General features: G+C 40.0%; 12 protein-coding genes, 2 tRNA genes and 3 rRNA genes. 12 read left to right on the forward strand and 5 right to left on the reverse strand.

Annotated elements, in window-relative coordinates; genetic code table 11:
* Positions 1-151 precede the first annotated feature (151 nt).
* From AC1MPL_RS02880 to cysK, 6 genes are all read left to right on the forward strand, one after another.
* Positions 152-1688 (forward strand): 16S ribosomal RNA (locus AC1MPL_RS02880).
* Positions 1689-1747: 59 nt separating this feature from the next.
* Positions 1748-1824: transfer RNA gene (locus tag AC1MPL_RS02885), tRNA-Ile, on the forward strand.
* A 41-nt stretch (positions 1825-1865) separates the two neighbouring features.
* Positions 1866-1941 (forward strand) — tRNA-Ala (locus tag AC1MPL_RS02890).
* Positions 1942-2311: 370 nt separating this feature from the next.
* Positions 2312-5204 (forward strand): 23S ribosomal RNA (locus tag AC1MPL_RS02895).
* A 149-nt stretch (positions 5205-5353) separates the two neighbouring features.
* A 5S ribosomal RNA gene (rrf, locus tag AC1MPL_RS02900) occupies positions 5354-5468 on the forward strand.
* The 16S, 23S and 5S rRNA genes sit together here with 2 tRNA genes alongside, the layout of an rRNA operon.
* 127 nt (positions 5469-5595) lie before the next feature.
* The gene (cysK, locus tag AC1MPL_RS02905) at positions 5596-6588 is read left to right on the forward strand and encodes a cysteine synthase A (RefSeq protein ID WP_479766139.1); all 993 of its coding nucleotides are present in this window, start codon (positions 5596-5598) and stop codon (positions 6586-6588) included.
* Positions 6589-6610: 22 nt separating this feature from the next.
* Here the strand turns inward: cysK and AC1MPL_RS02910 are convergent, their stop codons facing one another.
* Positions 6611-6964: a RidA family protein gene (locus AC1MPL_RS02910; RefSeq protein ID WP_479764092.1), complete on the reverse strand. Its 354-nt coding sequence runs from the start codon at positions 6962-6964 to the stop codon at positions 6611-6613.
* A 79-nt stretch (positions 6965-7043) separates the two neighbouring features.
* Positions 7044-8099 (reverse strand): DNA polymerase IV, encoded by a 1056-nt coding sequence (dinB, locus tag AC1MPL_RS02915; protein ID WP_479764094.1) that lies wholly within the window; start codon positions 8097-8099, stop codon positions 7044-7046.
* Positions 8100-8295: 196 nt separating this feature from the next.
* On the opposite strand from dinB, the gene AC1MPL_RS02920 reads away from it, so the two are divergent.
* The 3 genes from AC1MPL_RS02920 to AC1MPL_RS02930 all read left to right on the forward strand — a co-directional run bounded on the left by AC1MPL_RS02920 (position 8296) and on the right by AC1MPL_RS02930 (position 10794).
* Entirely contained in the window at positions 8296-9585 is a 1290-nt protein-coding gene (locus tag AC1MPL_RS02920) for an MFS transporter (protein WP_479764095.1), read from the forward strand.
* A 96-nt stretch (positions 9586-9681) separates the two neighbouring features.
* Positions 9682-10332 (forward strand): glutathione S-transferase, encoded by a 651-nt coding sequence (locus AC1MPL_RS02925; RefSeq protein ID WP_479764097.1) that lies wholly within the window; start codon positions 9682-9684, stop codon positions 10330-10332.
* Positions 10333-10335: 3 nt separating this feature from the next.
* Positions 10336-10794 carry a 2-thiouracil desulfurase family protein gene (locus AC1MPL_RS02930; RefSeq protein WP_479764099.1) on the forward strand — a complete coding sequence of 153 codons (459 nt, stop codon included), beginning with the start codon at positions 10336-10338 and terminating at the stop codon, positions 10792-10794.
* Here AC1MPL_RS02930 and AC1MPL_RS02935 read toward each other — a convergent pair.
* Positions 10770-11624, reverse strand: a complete 855-nt coding sequence (locus AC1MPL_RS02935; RefSeq protein ID WP_479764101.1) for a helix-turn-helix domain-containing protein — start codon at positions 11622-11624, stop codon at positions 10770-10772. The two genes, AC1MPL_RS02930 and AC1MPL_RS02935, sit on opposite strands and share 25 nt — an antisense overlap.
* Positions 11625-11812: 188 nt before the next feature.
* Here AC1MPL_RS02935 and AC1MPL_RS02940 point away from each other — a divergent pair, with 188 nt between their 5' ends.
* Positions 11813-12724 carry a DMT family transporter gene (locus AC1MPL_RS02940; RefSeq protein ID WP_479766140.1) on the forward strand — a complete coding sequence of 304 codons (912 nt, stop codon included), beginning with the start codon at positions 11813-11815 and terminating at the stop codon, positions 12722-12724.
* An 18-nt stretch (positions 12725-12742) separates the two neighbouring features.
* Here the strand turns inward: AC1MPL_RS02940 and AC1MPL_RS02945 are convergent, their stop codons facing one another.
* Complete coding sequence (locus AC1MPL_RS02945; protein WP_479764103.1) at positions 12743-13336, reverse strand: SPOR domain-containing protein; 594 nt, start codon at positions 13334-13336, stop codon at positions 12743-12745.
* Between the two features lie 17 nt (positions 13337-13353).
* Positions 13354-15144 (reverse strand): arginine--tRNA ligase, encoded by a 1791-nt coding sequence (argS, locus tag AC1MPL_RS02950; protein WP_479764104.1) that lies wholly within the window; start codon positions 15142-15144, stop codon positions 13354-13356.
* 157 nt (positions 15145-15301) lie between these two features.
* Here argS and AC1MPL_RS02955 point away from each other — a divergent pair, with 157 nt between their 5' ends.
* The gene (locus AC1MPL_RS02955) at positions 15302-15556 is read left to right on the forward strand and encodes a type B 50S ribosomal protein L31 (RefSeq protein WP_479764106.1); all 255 of its coding nucleotides are present in this window, start codon (positions 15302-15304) and stop codon (positions 15554-15556) included.
* Between the two features lie 191 nt (positions 15557-15747).
* Complete coding sequence (locus AC1MPL_RS02960) at positions 15748-17442, forward strand: NAD-dependent malic enzyme (protein ID WP_479764108.1); 1695 nt, start codon at positions 15748-15750, stop codon at positions 17440-17442.
* Positions 17443-17476 lie beyond the last annotated feature (34 nt).

Raw genomic sequence — 17476 nt, forward strand, 5'->3', positions numbered from 1 at the left:
ACAACTTGTGTGGATTTTTACTGAGTGATCACTGAATATATTTAAGATTCATTGATCAAAAGTAGAAATTTACTCGAAGATTTATTTGAGAGCGAATATTTTTGCTAGTGATTAATGAGCCAGATTGATTCCCTTAAGGAATTAATGATTTTAACTGAAGAGTTTGATCATGGCTCAGATTGAACGCTGGCGGCAGGCTTAACACATGCAAGTCGAGCGGGGGAAGGTAGCTTGCTACTGGACCTAGCGGCGGACGGGTGAGTAATACTTAGGAATCTGCCTATTAGTGGGGGACAACGTTCCGAAAGGAGCGCTAATACCGCATACGCCCTACGGGGGAAAGCAGGGGATCTTCGGACCTTGCGCTAATAGATGAGCCTAAGTCGGATTAGCTAGTTGGTAGGGTAAAGGCCTACCAAGGCGACGATCTGTAGCGGGTTTGAGAGGATGATCCGCCACACTGGGACTGAGACACGGCCCAGACTCCTACGGGAGGCAGCAGTGGGGAATATTGGACAATGGGCGCAAGCCTGATCCAGCCATGCCGCGTGTGTGAAGAAGGCCTTATGGTTGTAAAGCACTTTAAGCGAGGAGGAGGCTTACCTAGTTAATACCTAGGATAAGTGGACGTTACTCGCAGAATAAGCACCGGCTAACTCTGTGCCAGCAGCCGCGGTAATACAGAGGGTGCAAGCGTTAATCGGAATTACTGGGCGTAAAGCGCGCGTAGGTGGCCATTTAAGTCAAATGTGAAATCCCCGAGCTTAACTTGGGAATTGCATTCGATACTGGGTGGCTAGAGTATAGGAGAGGAAGGTAGAATTCCAGGTGTAGCGGTGAAATGCGTAGAGATCTGGAGGAATACCGATGGCGAAGGCAGCCTTCTGGCCTAATACTGACACTGAGGTGCGAAAGCATGGGGAGCAAACAGGATTAGATACCCTGGTAGTCCATGCCGTAAACGATGTCTACTAGCCGTTGGGTCCTTTGAGGACTTAGTGGCGCAGCTAACGCGATAAGTAGACCGCCTGGGGAGTACGGTCGCAAGACTAAAACTCAAATGAATTGACGGGGGCCCGCACAAGCGGTGGAGCATGTGGTTTAATTCGATGCAACGCGAAGAACCTTACCTGGCCTTGACATACTAAGAACTTTCTAGAGATAGATTGGTGCCTTCGGGAACTTAGATACAGGTGCTGCATGGCTGTCGTCAGCTCGTGTCGTGAGATGTTGGGTTAAGTCCCGCAACGAGCGCAACCCTTTTCCTTACTTGCCAGCATTTCGGATGGGAACTTTAAGGATACTGCCAGTGACAAACTGGAGGAAGGCGGGGACGACGTCAAGTCATCATGGCCCTTACGGCCAGGGCTACACACGTGCTACAATGGTCGGTACAGAGGGTTGCTACACAGCGATGTGATGCTAATCTCAAAAAGCCGATCGTAGTCCGGATTGGAGTCTGCAACTCGACTCCATGAAGTCGGAATCGCTAGTAATCGCGGATCAGAATGCCGCGGTGAATACGTTCCCGGGCCTTGTACACACCGCCCGTCACACCATGGGAGTTTGTTGCACCAGAAGTAGATAGTCTAACCCTCGGGAGGACGTTTACCACGGTGTGGCCAATGACTGGGGTGAAGTCGTAACAAGGTAGCCGTAGGGGAACCTGCGGCTGGATCACCTCCTTAACGAAAAGGTGAGACTTGGTAAGAATCCACAACAAGTTGTTCTTCGGTATATTATCTGAGGGTCTGTAGCTCAGTTGGTTAGAGCACACGCTTGATAAGCGTGGGGTCACAAGTTCAAGTCTTGTCAGACCCACCAAAGACTAGAAGATAATGTACAATTCGAAATGATTTTAAGCTGGGGACTTAGCTTAGTTGGTAGAGCGCCTGCTTTGCACGCAGGAGGTCAGGAGTTCGACTCTCCTAGTCTCCACCATGATTTTAATCAGATTGATATTTCAATTTAATTAAAGTTAAGCTAATAAATAAGCAAACAGCTTATTTGCTTATAGAGCTTAATAGAAAGATTGTATATAATATGCGACCTTGATATTAACCTCTGTGAGTAATCACAGTACATGACCTGACGAAGGCATGTTAAATCATTAACAGATTATTCAATTTGAGTCTGAAATAAAATTGTTCACTCATACATTTTGAAGCGTTTTAATTGAAATTTTAACTAATTTAGATTGAGACAAATTGAAATGAGATGAGAACTAGCAAATTAACTGAATCAAGCGTTTTGGTATGAGATTGAAGCTGTACACCTTGAAGTTCGCGTAAGCGACTGTTTGGGGTTGTATAGTCAAGTAATTAAGTGCATGTGGTGGATGCCTTGGCAGTCAGAGGCGATGAAAGACGTAATAGCCTGCGATAAGCTCCGGGGAGGCGGCAAATATCCTATGATCCGGAGATTTCTGAATGGGGGAACCCACTTACCATAAGGTAGGTATCAATAACTGAATACATAGGTTGTTGAGGCGAACGAGGGGAAGTGAAACATCTCAGTACCCTTAGGAAAAGAAATCAATTGAGATTCCGTCAGTAGCGGCGAGCGAACGCGGATCAGCCCATTAAGTTATCTAAGTTTTAGTGGAACACTCTGGGAAGTGTGACTATAAAGGGTGATAGTCCCGTACACGAAAGGGCTTAGATAATGATATCGAGTAGGGCGAGGCACGTGAAACCTTGTCTGAATATGGGGGGACCATCCTCCAAGGCTAAATACTCCTGACTGACCGATAGTGAACCAGTACCGTGAGGGAAAGGCGAAAAGAACCCCTGTGAGGGGAGTGAAATAGATCCTGAAACCGCATGCATACAAGCAGTGGGAGCATACTTTGTTATGTGACTGCGTACCTTTTGTATAATGGGTCAGCGACTTATATTCAGTAGCGAGGTTAACCGTATAGGGGAGCCGTAGAGAAATCGAGTCTTAATAGGGCGTTTAGTTGCTGGGTATAGACCCGAAACCAGGCGATCTATCCATGAGCAGGTTGAAGGTTGGGTAACACTAACTGGAGGACCGAACCCACTGTCGTTGAAAAGCCAGGGGATGACTTGTGGATAGGGGTGAAAGGCTAATCAAGCCTGGTGATAGCTGGTTCTCCCCGAAAGCTATTTAGGTAGCGCCTCGGACGAATACCATAGGGGGTAGAGCACTGTTTCGGCTAGGGGGTCATCCCGACTTACCAAACCGATGCAAACTCCGAATACCTATGAGTACTATCCGGGAGACAGACTGCGGGTGCTAACGTCCGTAGTCAAGAGGAAAACAATCCAGACCGCCAGCTAAGGCCCCAAAATCATAGTTAAGTGGGAAACGATGTGGGAAGGCATAGACAGCTAGGAGGTTGGCTTAGAAGCAGCCACCCTTTAAAGAAAGCGTAATAGCTCACTAGTCGAGTCGGCCTGCGCGGAAGATGTAACGGGGCTAAAACTATGTGCCGAAGCTGCGGATTTACGCATTAGCGTAAGTGGTAGGGGAGCGTTCTGTAAGCCGATGAAGGTGTGTTGAGAAGCATGCTGGAGGTATCAGAAGTGCGAATGCTGACGTGAGTAACGATAAAACGGGTGAAAAACCCGTTCGCCGAAAGACCAAGGGTTCCAGTCCAACGTTAATCGGGGCTGGGTGAGTCGACCCCTAAGGCGAGGCCGAAAGGCGTAGTCGATGGGAAAATGGTTAATATTCCATTACTTCTGTGTAATGCGATGAGAGGACGGAGAAGGTTAAGTCAGCCTGGCGTTGGTTGTCCAGGTGAAAGACAGTAGGCATGCATCTTAGGCAAATCCGGGGTGCTCTATGCTGAGAGTCGATAGCAAGTAGGTTTACCTACGAAGTGGCTGATACCATACTTCCAAGAAAAGTCTCTAAGCTTCAGTTACACAGGAATCGTACCCGAAACCGACACAGGTGGTCAGGTCGAGTAGACCAAGGCGCTTGAGAGAACTCTGCTGAAGGAACTAGGCAAAATGGTACCGTAACTTCGGGAGAAGGTACGCTGCTGATGGTGATGGAACTTGCTTCCTGAGCTGTCGGCAGCCTCAGAAACCAGGCCGCTGCAACTGTTTATTAAAAACATAGCACTCTGCAAACACGAAAGTGGACGTATAGGGTGTGATGCCTGCCCGGTGCTGGAAGGTTAATTGATGGGGTTAGCGTAAGCGAAGCTCTTGATCGAAGCCCCAGTAAACGGCGGCCGTAACTATAACGGTCCTAAGGTAGCGAAATTCCTTGTCGGGTAAGTTCCGACCTGCACGAATGGCATAATGATGGCGGCGCTGTCTCCAGCAGAGGCTCAGTGAAATCGAAATCGCGGTGAAGATGCCGTGTACCCGTGGCTAGACGGAAAGACCCCGTGAACCTTTACTGCAGCTTGACATTGAACTTTGACCTTACTTGTGTAGGATAGGTGGGAGGCTTTGAAGTAGTAACGCCAGTTACTATGGAGCCATCCTTGAAATACCACCCTGGTAATGTTGAGGTTCTAACTCTGACCCATAATCTGGGTCGAGGACCATGTCTGGTGGGTAGTTTGACTGGGGCGGTCTCCTCCTAAAGAGTAACGGAGGAGTACGAAGGTGCGCTCAGCGTGGTCGGAAATCACGCGTAGAGTATAAAGGCAAAAGCGCGCTTAACTGCGAGACCAACAAGTCGAGCAGGTACGAAAGTAGGTCTTAGTGATCCGGTGGTTCTGTATGGAAGGGCCATCGCTCAACGGATAAAAGGTACTCTGGGGATAACAGGCTGATACCGCCCAAGAGTTCATATCGACGGCGGTGTTTGGCACCTCGATGTCGGCTCATCTCATCCTGGGGCTGAAGCAGGTCCCAAGGGTATGGCTGTTCGCCATTTAAAGAGGTACGCGAGCTGGGTTTAGAACGTCGTGAGACAGTTCGGTCCCTATCTACCATGGGCGTTGGAAATTTGAGAGGATCTGCTCCTAGTACGAGAGGACCAGAGTGGACGAACCTCTGGTGTACCGGTTGTGACGCCAGTCGCATCGCCGGGTAGCTATGTTCGGAAGGGATAACCGCTGAAAGCATCTAAGCGGGAAGCCTACCTCAAGATTAGATTTCCCTGTGATTTTATGTCACCTAAAGAGCCGTTCAAGACTAGGACGTTGATAGGTTGGATGTGGAAGTGTAGTGATACATGAAGCTGACCAATACTAATTGCTCGTGAGGCTTGACTATACAACACCCAAACAGTTGTATTTCTCTTCAAATAGCTTGATTTAGTAATAAACCTAGTTACAATACAGACCAATTGAATAACCTGTTAAGCCAAATTTGGTTGAACATAGGCAATAATATAAGACCTAATCGTTCTCCATAACAGTTATGCTGGCGACAATAGCGAGAGTGAACCACCTGATCCCTTCCCGAACTCAGAAGTGAAACCTCTTAGCGCTGATGGTAGTGTGGGGTTACCCATGTGAGAGTAAGTCATCGCCAGCATCTAATTCTAAAGCCTCCCATTAGGGAGGCTTTTTTTATGCAGAAATAATATAATTAAAATGGACTTTAAATTCAAAATTTGGCATCGTGATATATGAAAAATCATATAAATTAAAGGATATAAATGATGCCAACTGATCAGAACTTTAAAACACCTGAAAACTTAGGTATTGCTGTGTATGAAAATAATGCTGAAGCAATTGGAAATACACCATTAATACGTATTAATAGAATTATAAAAGGTGGAGCAACAGTTCTAGCCAAAATTGAAAGTCGTAATCCCGCATTTTCCGTAAAATGTCGTGTTGGTGCAGCTTTAGTAAAAGATGCTGAACAACGTGGTGTATTAAAAGAAGGTATGCATATTATCGAGCCTACAAGTGGCAATACTGGTATTGCATTGGCATTTGTAGCAGCAGCAAAAGGTTATCCAATTACTTTAACGATGCCTGCAAGTATGAGCTTAGAGCGACGTAAAGTATTAAAAGCATTAGGTGCAAACTTGGTACTTACAGAACCAGCAAAAGGTATGAAAGGTGCTGTAGATGAAGCAGTACGTTTAGCAACTAAAAACCCTGAAAAATATTTTTTACCTCAACAGTTTGATAATCCTGCAAATCCAAAAATACATGAAGAAACAACTGGCCCTGAAATTTGGCAGGCAACAGGTGGAGATGTTGATATTCTCATTTCAGGTGTAGGTACAGGTGGTACCATTACAGGAATTTCGAGATACTTTGAACAGGTTCAGAATAAGCCTTTATATTCTGTTGCTGTAGAGCCAAATGAATCACCAATTATTACACAAACTAAAGCAGGAGAAGCAATTACACCTGCGCCGCATAAAATTCAAGGAATTGGTGCTAACTTCATTCCTAAAAATTTAGACTTAAATTTAGTCGATGAAGTTTTACCTATAAGTAGTGAAGATGCAATTCAATGGGCACGGAAATGTGCAACTCAAGAAGGGATCTTAGTTGGAATTTCTTGTGGAGCGGCACTTGTAGCAGCTGAACAGGTTGCATTAAGACCAGAAAATAAAGATAAAACGATTGTAGTGATTCTACCTGATAGTGGCGAACGTTATCTGTCTTCTGTTTTATTTGCTGAAGAAGAGTAAAAAATAGGGCAAGAGCCCTATTTTATGGTTGAATGGCTGTAACAGTCATTTCAACTAAGACTTGCGGTGAATACATTTTTGCTTCAACGCATGTACGTGCAGGTGGGTTTTCAGGATCAATCCATGCATCCCATAATGTGTTCATCGTCTGATAGTCTTTTTCGATATCTTTTAAGTAAATGGTTACAGACAAAATTTGACTCTTATTACTTCCTGCATCTGCAAGAAAACGGTCAATATTATCTAAAGTTTGTTGTGTTTGAGAGGCAATATCTTGTGAGATATCATCTGCGAGCTGTCCTGCTAAATGGATGAGATTTCCTGTAATTGCTACTTCACAAAAGCGGCTGGTTTTATGTAGGCGTGTAATACTCATTGGTCTTATCATCATGCATAAGGTTTTGGATTTGATACTCTAAATTAGCTTATATTAAAAATACAAGTCTAGTATTTTGCTACCACAAAGAAAGTTGAGAAATGGACGTATGCTTTTCTAAATGATACGTTGAAATGCCAACAAGTCTAAATTGTGTATTTATTGGAATATTCATTTCATCAAGCAATAAAAGACTTGCTTGTTTAAGTTGATCCAGAGATTCAAATGAATGAGAAAAGCTCTTACTGTGTTGTAATACATGGAAATCACTTCTTTTAAGTTTCAGTGATATGCCATATGCGATCATTTTTTTCTGAGAAAGGTTTTGCCAAACCTGTTCACAAAGTTCATAAATATAAATTTGGCATGTTTCTATTTTATAATTCGTATTAAATGTTTTTTCTTTTGAAATTTGTTGACGAACACGTTCATGTTGCACAGGTCTTTCATCTATTCCTTGTGCATATAAATAAAGCTGTTTTCCATATTTTCCAAAGTGGTGGATTAAAATAGCCTCATCAGTATTTTGTATATCCCCGAGCGTATAGAGGTTGAGCTTCTCTAATTTGGCATGTGTAACTTTACCAACTCCTGGAATCTTTTTTAAAGATAATGAGGGAATAAAATCTTGAATATTTTTGGGTTTAATAACACATAGTCCATTTGGCTTATACCAATCAGAGGCAATTTTGGCGAGAAATTTGTTGGGTGCAACACCTGCAGATGCGGTAAGTTTTGTTTCTAAGTAAATATCCCTTTGAATATATTGAGCGACCTCAGTTGCACTTGCAAGATTTTTAAAATTTGTTGTGACATCTAGATAAGCTTCATCTAAAGAAAGTGGTTCAATTATATTTGTATATCTTTGGAATATATCATGAATATTTTCTGATACTTCTTTATATTTGGTAAAGTTTGGTTCAATAACGATGAGATGTGGGCAGCGTTTTTTTGCCTGATGTAACGGCATTGCTGAGTGTAGCCCAAACTTTCGTGCTGGATATGAAGCTGTTGTGAGTACTGAGCGTGGATGATTAAATGCAATCACGACAGGTTGATGAATGAGTTCGGGTCGATCACGTAATTCAACAGATGCAAAAAATGCATCCATATCAATATGAATAATCTTACGCATAGATATTTTGCATTAAATAGATGACTACCTCGGAAAGAAAATTATAACGATTTATAAGGCTGAAGAGCATTTTAATTTTAGTGTAGAGCTATTTCAGAAATTTTTTATAGCCAAATGGCTAATAGTATTTTTTTGACCATACGTTATATGGTGTAGTGCTAAAGAAAAATTTCAATTATGCACATAAGGATGAAAAATGAATACATATAGCGTGGAAGAAAAACGTAGTCGTATTCGTGGAATTATTGGTGCAGCATCAGGAAATTTAGTGGAGTGGTTCGATTTTTATATTTATGCAGTGTTCGCTGTATATTTTACTCATGCATTAACTGCACCTGATATGGCTGCTACAACTAAGTCAATTTATGTCTGGGGTGTTTTTGCCGCGAGCTTTTTTATGCGTCCTATTGGAAGTTGGTTATTTGGACGTATTGCTGATCGTCATGGTCGAAAACAATCTATGATTATTTCTATATGTTTTATGGCATTAAGTTCATTTTTGTTTGCATTTCTACCAACATATGAGCAAGTAGGTATTCTTGCACCCTTTTTATTATTAGTGGTGAGATTATTACAAGGATTATCTGTTGGTGGCGAATATGGTGCTGTTGCAACGTATATGAGTGAAATTGGTTTAAAAGGGCAACGTGGTTTCTTTTCTTCATTTCAGTATGTGACTCTGTCAGGCGGACAGTTACTTGCAAGTTTACTCAGTGTCATTATGTTGGCATTTTTAACGCATGAGCAGCTAGAAGCAGGGTGGTGGAGATTACCTTTTGTACTTGGTGGGTGTGCCGCACTAATTTCTCTAGTTGTACGTCGGGGGTTAGAGGAAACTTTATCTACAGATGAAAGCCAAAGAGAGCAGTCTGGAAGTTTAGTCGAATTGTTTACAAAGCATTGGAAAAGATTTTTATTGGTTGTTGGATATACTTCTGCAGGGTCATTGGCTTTTTATACAATTACTGTTTATTCAAAAACATATCTGACAAATAGTATAGGAATTCCAGATAAAACTGTTGGCTATATTATGACAGGGGCATTATTTGTATTTATGTTGGTACAGCCTGTATTTGGTGCATGGGCTGATCGGATTGGTCGTCGTAATGCTATGCTTGCTTTTAGTGCTTTACTTGCTATAGCAATTTATCCAGTGATGGCAGTTGCTATGCCATACTTTGCACATGATACATTTGTTGTGGCAGGACTACTTATTTTAATGATGTTATTGTTGAGCTTTTATACTTCGATTAGTGGTTTGGTGAAAGCTGAGATGTTTCCTTCACATGTGCGTGCGCTTGGTGTTGGTTTTTCTTATGCTGTAGGAAATGCTCTTTTTGGAGGATCTGCTCCTTCTGTTGCACTACAGTTTAAAGCCAGTGGTTTAGAGAATACATTTTTCATTTACGTTATTTTAATGTTAGTTATTTGCTTTTTCTGTAGTTTAGCAATTCCTAAAGAGCCTGAATATCTAGATCATCTTTAAGTTGGAAATGCGTAATAATCTGAAATAAGTGCTAGCTTACATATTTTAGAGCATGCTAAATTGATCTTATAATTTAAACTGTCAAAGAAAAATAGCATGATTACGCTACATCATTTAGAGCATTCACGTTCTTTTAGAATTATTTGGGCATTAGAGGAGCTTGGTGTAGATTATAAGATTAAATATTATGAGCGAACATCAAGTTTTCTTGCTCCAGATGCTCTTAAACAGGTTCATCCATTAGGGAAAGCCCCTATTTTGACAGATCATGGTACTGCTTTTGCAGAGTCAGGGGCAATACTTGAGTATTTGCAAATGACTTATGATATAGCAGGTACTTTTAAGCCAAAACAGCCTTCTGATTTACAGCAGTACCTTTTTTGGTTGCATTATGCAGAAGGATCTCTCATGCCTTTACTGGTCTTTCGTTTGGTTCTTGGACTTGCTGCACAACGTGCGCCTTTTATTATTCGTCCTGTTGCTCAGACATTCTCAAAAAGCATTAAAAAAGCATTTATTCAGCCACGTTTGAGTGATCATATTCAATATATTGAAAACTATTTAGCTGACCATGATTATCTTGCAGGTGAATTTTCTTTTGCCGATATTCAAATGAGTTTTCCATTAGATGTGCTTGCACGAAAACCTTCTTTAAATATTCCTAATATTAAACGTTATTTAGAACGAATAGAGGAAAGAGATGGATACCGTATTGCAAGAGTGAAAGAAAAACTAGAAACGACTTAACTGATGATTCTCGTAAGTGCTTGCTTGGCTGGAAATGCTGTACGTTATAATGCAACCGATGCATTAAATAATACAATTAGACAGTTAGTTTTAGAAAATAAAGCTAAAATTATATGTCCTGAGTTATTGGCGGGGTTTTCTACACCTAGGCCACCTGCAGAAATTAGAGGTGGAGATGGTTATGATGTGCTTGCAGGATTTGCGAGAGTTATAGAAAACACTGGAAATGATGTTACACAGTTGTATATTGAAGGTGCTAGAAAAGCATTGGCTTTTGCACAAGAGTATCAAGTGACACATGTCGTATTAAAAGAAGCAAGCCCTTCTTGTGGAAGTAGCTATATTTATAATGGTCAGTTTAATGGAGAGACAAGGGTTGGTGTCGGTGTCACAACAGCTTTATTTCGTCAGTATGGTATTCAGGTGGTTTCTGAACATTATTTGAGTTTAGAAGGCCTATAGCCATAATAAGTATTGAACCGATCACTCATGTGACTTGCAGAGCTAAATCCATATAAATGTGCAACTTCGATAACTGTCTGTGTTGTATGCATGAGTGTATGGTGTACTTTTTCTAAGCGACGTTGCATAACATATTGGTGAGGTGGTATCTGCATTGACTTTCGAAACATATGTGCAAAATGATGCTCGCTTAAATGGACTTGTTGTGCCAATTGGCTCAATGTAAGTGGCTGATCTAAATGTGCATCAATCCACTCCAAAATATATTTAAGTGCATAGGGAGATAGCCCACCTTTGATCTTAGGGAGATGCCACAGGACATTACTATAGTTTTTGACCATATGGGTTAAGAGTAATGATGCTGCCATACTCATTTCCAAGTGATTTTCTTGGTGTGCCCACGTAGGTTGAATAAGATAGTTTTGATATAAGAAGCTGACTTTTTCATCAAGCACAAAAGCATTTTCATGAAGCTCAATGGTATTTGGCGATTTATCCCAAACTTGCTCTGCTACATGTTGTAGATGTTGCTGTGTATAGTAAAGATGAACAAAGGAAAGGTTGCCTCTGATATCCCAAGTCGATTCAGAGTTTTGAGGCATTAAGCAAAACTTATTGGGCCCACCACCATTTTTCCAGCCATGAGCCGTTTTTTGATAAGTTTCATAACCATCTTTTACATAAAGGCTAAGTGTATGATGGTTACTGCATACTTTTACATAGTCATGACTGTTTTCCCAATGTGCAAGTTGGATACCTGAGCCAATCTCAACTGAGTTGACCAATCGAGTTTTAAAGCGCTGTAATTGTTCTAAGATATCGTACCGCATAGCATCGTACTACATAAAATAAGAAAGACAGTTTTCTAAATAATTTGATTATTTAATATAAAGGATCGAAGAATAAAAAGGGGAATAAATACACAAAAATATAGATATCTATCGCAAGAATATGGATTCAGAGCGTGGGTAGATTGTAGAGAATATAAATTTAAAGGCTTGAGATAATAAGCATGAAACTGAATTTGCTTTTATATGGATTTGTTGTACTGATATGGGGTACAACATGGCAAGCGATTACATTACAACAACGTAGTTTTATTGCTCCTGAAGTCTCTGTATTTTGGAGGTTTTTGATTGCCAGCTTACTTTTATTTACAGTACTTATTTTATTTAAGAAGCTAAAAAAAATATCTAAGCAGGCACATCTATTATGTTTACTTCAGGGCTGTTGTATTTTTGGCTTTAATTTTTTATGTTTTTACTATGCAATTCACTACATCAATAGTGGTTTAGAAGCCATTATTTTCTCACTTGCAGTGCTATTTAATGCAATAAATAGTCGTATTTTCTTTAAACAGCCTATTTCAAAAAAGTTTTATTTTTCAGCCATTTTAGGTATAAGTGGCATTGTTTCACTATTTTGGCATGATATTTATGGTACTCATTTTAAACCTGATGTAGTGTTTGGAATTGTTCTATGTTTAATAGGAACGTGTGGATTTTCTCTAGGAAATATGCTGAGTGTTCAACATCAGAAGCATGGTAGAGATGTTTTTACAACAACAGCATATGCCATGTTATATGGTGCAATAATTATGTTGTTTTTATGCCTCATTTTAGGAAAAAATTTACTTCCTCAGGTACAGGTTATTTCACAACTCTCAATTTTGTATTTGGCTATATTTGGTTCTGTTATTGGCTTTTGTACATATTTTATTTTGGTTGGGCGTATTGGGGCAAGTAATGCTGCATATAGCACTTTGCTTTTTCCTTTGGTTGCTTTGATTGTTTCTACACTGATGGATGGTTATATTTGGACATTTAATGCGGTATTTGGTATTGGATTAATCTTATTAGGTAATGCAGTGTTTTTTATAAAAGCTGAAAAATTTAAATGGTTTAAGAGCAAACAGGCAATCACTAGATGATTGCCTGTTCTTAGATAGTTAGTTTTTTACCACAATAGAGTCGATGCCACTATTTTGTAGAGTTTGCTGTGCTTGCACAGCATCCTGTTGTGTTTGATAAGGTCCTGAAATAACGCGATACCATGTTTGTCCACCTTCAGTACTCGTAATTACATCTGCAGGCAGTTTGTTCATTAAAATTTCTGAACGTCTAGCATCTGCACTGTCTGGGTCTTGAAAGCTTTTAACCTGTAAAATATACGAAACAGGTGTAGGATCATTGGTAGATATACCTGCATTTGTAATATCGGAAGCAGTTTGTGGTGCTTCAACAATAATACTGTCTGTCGTAGTTTGATGTGTTGGTACCGCTTGTTCTGGTATAGGCGTGACCTGTTGTTTTGGTAACTGGTCATAGAACCGATAGTCGTGGTTGGTTTCTGTATCTTTACTCATGGCATTTTGGGAAGCCTGTGGATGTTGCACAGGTGCCCAAGGTTTCCAAAGTGCAAAGGCAACCGCACCAAAAAATACGATAAGAATAATAATCGCTGTACCTAACCAAGTAGGAAACAGTTTCGATTTAGATGGTTTGGGTTTTTTTGAAACGCCACGTTGCACTTTACCAAACACGTTAAGATTCCTCTAACTTACATTGCTTCAGGTGCAGATACACCGAGAAGTGTTAAACCATTACGTAAAACTCTTTGTACATTTGCAGAAAGAAGAAGACGTGCTTGTGTTAGGTTTGCATCATCATTCAGTACTTTGTGTTCGTTGTACCAAGCATGAAATAGGGCAGCAAGCTCTTTTAAATAGTTACCAACTTGATGTGGTTCATATGCAGTTGCAGCACGTGAAACAACGTCAGGATATGCGGCAAGTTTAGCTAAAATTGCTGTTTCTGCTTCGAGTGTTAAATGTTCTGCAAAAGGACGAGCATCTACAGTGTTAAATGTAATACCAACATCTTTTGCTTTTTCTTGCATACGGCAAATACGTGCGTGTGCATATTGAATATAGTAAATTGCATTATCTTTACTTTGTGATACTGCTAGGTCTAAGTCGAAGTCGATATGTTGTTCACTTTTACGCATAACATAATAAAAGCGTGCAGCATCATTACCTACTTCTTTACGTAAGTCGCGTAATGTCACAAATTGACCTGAACGAGAAGACATTTGTAGCATTTCGCCACCACGCCATAAACTTACAAATTGTACAAGCAATACAGTCAGTTTTGATGAGTCATAACCTAAAGCATCAATTGCTGCTTTCACACGTGCAATATAACCGTGGTGATCTGAACCCCAAATATTTAATAGGTGAGTGTAACCACGCTGTAATTTATTTAAATGGTAAGCGATGTCTGAAGCGAAATAAGTGGCTTGACCATTACGACGTTTCACAACACGGTCTTTTTCATCGCCAAATTCAGTTGACTTAAACCAGATGTTTCCATCTTTTTCGTATAAGAAACCACGTTGTTCAAGAGTTTCTAATGCCTCTTCAATCTTGTCTGCAAGTGTTGCTTCACTAAACCATTGGTTGAACGTAACACCAAATTCACCTAAGTCATCTTTAATATCTTCTAAGATGGCATCGAGTGCTGCTTGATGGAAAATACGATAGTTTGGTCCAAGAAGGCTTTGTGCATTGGCAATTAAGCCATCAATATGTTTTTCTTTATCGCCTGATAAAACAACTTTGTTGCCGTCTTTATCGAGCTCTTCTGCATATTGCACATCTTCAGGAACATCTTTATATACGTCTGCAACAGGGAAGTCGTACTCTGTACCATCTTGGTTAATAATGCTTTGTGCAATTTCTTTAACGTAGTCGCCTTGATACGCATTTTTGGGGAAAACAAGTGCTTGCCCATTAAGCTCTAAATAGCGTAGATATGTTGATGTTGCAAGGATATCCATTTGACGGCCTGCATCATTGACATAGTACTCACGGTCTACAGTTGCACCTGTTGCTTCAAGTAGGTTTGCAACAGTCATGCCATATGCTGCACCACGACCATGACCTACATGTAGGCTAGATGTTGGATTTGCTGAAACAAACTCGACTTGTACGCGTTGGTCAGCATTATGTGTTGTACGACCAAAATTTTCTTGTTGTTGTTGAATTTGATCTAATACAGCATAACGTTCGTCTGCATTTAAGAAGAAGTTAATAAAACCAGGACCTGCAATTTCCGCTTTACTAATTTCTGAAACTTGCGGTAACGCAGCTAAAATTTTCTCTGCAAGATCACGAGGTTTCATACCCGCAGCTTTTGAGCCAACCATTGCAATATTTGATGCAAAGTCCCCATGGCTTCGGTCTTTTGTACGTGTTAGGTGGCTTGCATTCTTCCAATCTGCAGGGAGAATTTCTTGTGCAATAAGAGTTTGCACGGCATGGTCTAAAGCTGCTTGTATGGCCGTATTCATATCAATAGAAAAACTGTTGCATAAAAATGGTAAATATATCAAATTTCGGCTTCTTTAGGGAATGTTTCGTATATTTTGACAAATTGACAACGCATATAAAAAGGTTTATTGTTATGTTATAAAGTAACATTAATGTAATCATATTCAGGTACTCACTATGAGAAATATTCACCCTAAATATCAGCAAGTTCTTTTTCATGATACAAATGCTGACGTTTATTTTATTATTGGTTCGACATTACAGCCAAAACAGACAAAAGTTTATGAAGGAAAAGAATATCCATACATGACTTTAGATATTTCAAGCGCTTCTCATCCGTTTTATACAGGAGAAGTTCGTCAAGCAAGTAATGAAGGTCGTGTTGCGAACTTTAATCGTAAGTTTGGGCGCTTTGCGAAGAAAAAAGCATAAAGTATACACTGTTAGATGATCTCTCTATTTTTGCCCTTAAATTGAATGAGTCTTTGTTATTTAAGGGTATTTTTTATAAAATAACTGATGAACTATAAATAAACATATCCATTTATAAAAAAAACAATTAAGCTTAGAGCAAGATATGATCGCATACTGTTTATACAGTTATGGTAAAGATGAGAGAGCGTATGAATTCTGATTTCCCCCAAAAACGTCCACTTTATATTCCTTATGCAGGTAATACACTGTTAGAACTTCCTTTGCTTAACAAAGGTTCAGCATTTAGTGAAGATGAAAGAACACGATTTAATTTGCATGGTTTAATTCCAAATGTAATTGAAACGATTGAAGAACAAAGTCAGCGTTCATACCAACAATTCAGTGCGTTTAATAGCGATATTAATAAGCATATCTATTTAAGAAATATTCAGGATACTAACGAAACCTTATTCTTCAGACTCCTTGAAGATCATTTATCTGAGATGATGCCAATTATTTATACACCAACTGTCGGTGAGGCATGTCAGCGCTTTTCAGATATTTATCGTCGCCATCGAGGTGTATTTATTTCTTATCCTGATCGTGATCATATTGATGATATTTTGCAAAATGTGAATCGTAAAAATGTCAAAGTGATTGTGATTACGGATGGTGAGCGAATTCTTGGTTTAGGTGATCAAGGAATTGGTGGCATGGGTATCCCAATTGGCAAATTATCTCTATATACCGCATGTGGTGGAATTAGCCCTGCGTATACTTTACCAATTACGATTGATGTTGGGACAAATAGTCAACAATTACTGAATGATCCAATTTATATGGGGTGGCGCCAACCACGTATTACAGGCGATGAATATTACGAGTTTGTCGATCATATTATCCGTGGAATTCGCCGTCGTTGGCCAAAGGCATTAATTCAGTTTGAAGATTTTGCACAGAAAAATGCATTGCCATTATTGAATAAATATCGTGATAAAATTTGTTGTTTTAATGATGATATTCAGGGTACAGCAGCCGTTTCTGTGGGTAGCTTAATTGCAGCAAGTCGTGCCGCAGGTAAGGCACTGAAAGATCAAAAAATTGCATTCCTTGGTGCAGGTTCTGCAGGTTGTGGTATTGCAGAGCAGATTGTGGCACAAATGGTATCAGAAGGCTTAACAGATGAAGCTGCACGTGAGCGTATTTTTATGGTTGATCGCTTTGGTTTAATTACAGATAATCAGCCAAATGTTTTAGATTTCCAGAAGAAACTTGCACAAAAAGCGTCTGTGATTGAGTCTTGGGAAACCACAGATATTATTTCTTTACATGATGTCGTTAAAAATGCAAAGCCAACAGTTCTTATTGGTGTTTCGGGTCAGCCAGGATTATTTACAGAAGAAATTATCCGTACAATGAGCGCACACTGCGAGCGTCCGATTGTTTTACCATTATCTAATCCAACATCGCGTGCAGAAGCCGTACCTGCCGATATTATTCAATGGACAGAAGGTAAAGCATTAATCGCAACAGGTAGCCCATTTGCACCTGTGAACTATCAAGGAAAATTGCATAATATTGCGCAGTGCAATAACTCATATATTTTCCCAGGTATTGGACTAGGGATTATTGCATCAGGTGCAACACGTGTAACAGATAGTATGTTAATGGCTTCGAGTACAGCTTTAGCAGACTGTTCTCCGTTGTTACATGATACTCAAGGTGATTTATTACCTGATGTAAATGATATTAAAGCTGTATCTAAAGTGATTGCATTTGAGGTAGCCAAAGCGGCAATTGCAGCAGGTGTAGCACCAGAAATTTCAGATGAGCTATTACAAAAGAATATTCAAGATAATTTTTGGACACCTGAATACCGTCAGTATAAACGTGTACCATTTTAAATTTCACTGAATCTGAAAAAGCACGTGTGAATCA

Source organism: Acinetobacter sp. N1-1 (assembly GCF_056711485.1).